The organism is Nonomuraea antri (assembly GCF_013283785.1).
GTDB lineage: Bacteria > Actinomycetota > Actinomycetes > Streptosporangiales > Streptosporangiaceae > Nonomuraea > Nonomuraea antri.
On record NZ_JABCPZ010000518.1, the window covers coordinates 1 to 1,609 of the forward strand.

Consider the following 1,609-nt stretch of genomic DNA (forward strand, 5'->3'; position numbering starts at 1 on the left):
GCTCGGCCCGTACGTCCGCCAGCGCCCGCGCCAGCGACCCCGCGATCCCCGCGTCACCGTCGTGTTCCATGAGACCCCAGTGTGGCGGACGCGCGGGTGGGATCGGGTCGCGCGGGCGGGATCGGGCTCGCCGGCGGGAGCGGGCTCAGGTGATGGGGCGCAGGTCGAGGCCGATGTCGGCGGCGTCCGAGCAGACGTGGTCGCGGAACGCCCGCACGGCCGGCGTCAGCCGCTCCCCGGCCGGCCAGCTCACCCCGATGCGCCTGAACACCGGCGGCGACAGCGGCACCTCCACCACCCCGGCGGGCGGCGCCGGCTCGCCGCTGGGCAGGATCGCCACCCCGAGCCCGGCCGCCACCAGCCCGCGTACGGTCTCCGACTCCTGGCCCTCGAACGCGACGCGCGGCTCGAACCCGGCCGCCGCGCACAGGTCGTCGGTGATCTGGCGGACGCCGTACCCGTGTTCCAGCGTGACCAGGTCCTCCCCCGCCAGTTCCGCCGCCCGGACCCGGGTCCGCCCGGCGAAGCGGTGGCCGCGCGGCACCGACAGCACCAGTTCCTGGTCGGCGAGCGGGCGGCTGTCCAGGTCGGGGTCGTCGAGCGGCAGCGGCGCGACGAACACCAGGTCGATCTCGCCGTCCTTGAGCCCGCGCAGCATGTCCTGGCGCGAGCCCTGCGCGAGGCTGAAGCGCACGCCAGGGTGGCGCTCCCTGAACCCGCGGATCAGCGACGGCACCAGCGAACGGCCGAGCAGGTGCAGGAACCCGAGGATGACGTGCCCGGTGCCCGGATGGATCTCCTCCCTGACCTCGCGGGCGCCGCCGGTCAGGACGGCGAGCGCGCGGGCGGCCGAGCCGGCCAGCGTGCGTCCCGCCCTGGTCAGGCGCACGCCCCGGCCGGACGGGAGCACCAGCGGCGCGCCCACCAGGTCGGCCAGCGCGGCCAGGCGCCTGCTCGCGGTGGGCTGCGGGATGCCGAGCAGTTCGGCCGCCCGCGTGACGTGGCCGGTCTCGCCGACGGCGGCGAGCAGCGCGAGCGTGGGAGCCAGCCGGGCGGCCAGCGCCTCGTCCTCCGAGGATTCATACGTCACAGTATGAATTATGACCGATCACTGCATTGGACGTATTTATTAGCCTTGCTTACCGTCTGAAGACGTGAGCAGGCACATCGCCGTGAAGGCGAACGACGGCAGGCGGGCCGGCCCGGCGGTCGCGGCGGCGGGCGTGTCGTCGTTCGCCCTGCTGTACGCGCCGCAACCGGTGCTGCCGCAGCTCGCGGCCGGGTTCGGGCTCGATCCCGGCGGCGCGTCGCTGGCCATCGGGGTGGCCACCACGGCGCTGGCCGCGGCGGTGCTGCCGGTGGCGTACCTGGCCGAGCGGGTCGGCCGGCGGCGGGTCATCTGGTGGTCGGTGCTCGCGTCCGCGGTGCTGGGGTTGCTCGCGCCGGCCGCGCCGACGTTCCCTGCGCTGCTGGCGGTGCGCGCCTTGCAGGGGGTGGCGATCGCGGGGTTCGCCGGGGTCGCGGCGGCCTACCTGGCCGACCGGCTCGGCACGTCCCCCGCGGGGCGGCTGGCGGCGGCGGTGGGCGCGATGATCGCCGGGAACTCGGT

General features: G+C 75.8%; 2 protein-coding genes. One reads left to right on the forward strand and one right to left on the reverse strand.

The genetic code is table 11. The features are described from left to right. Positions 1 to 145: 145 nt before the first annotated feature. Entirely contained in the window at positions 146 to 1,090 is a 945-nt protein-coding gene (locus HII36_RS55060; protein WP_173531363.1) for a LysR family transcriptional regulator, read from the reverse strand. Between the two features lie 64 nt (positions 1,091 to 1,154). Between HII36_RS55060 and HII36_RS55065 the strand changes: the two genes are divergently transcribed. Then, on the forward strand, positions 1,155 to 1,609 hold a 455-nt coding region (locus HII36_RS55065), incomplete at its 3' end, for an MFS transporter (RefSeq protein WP_328808331.1).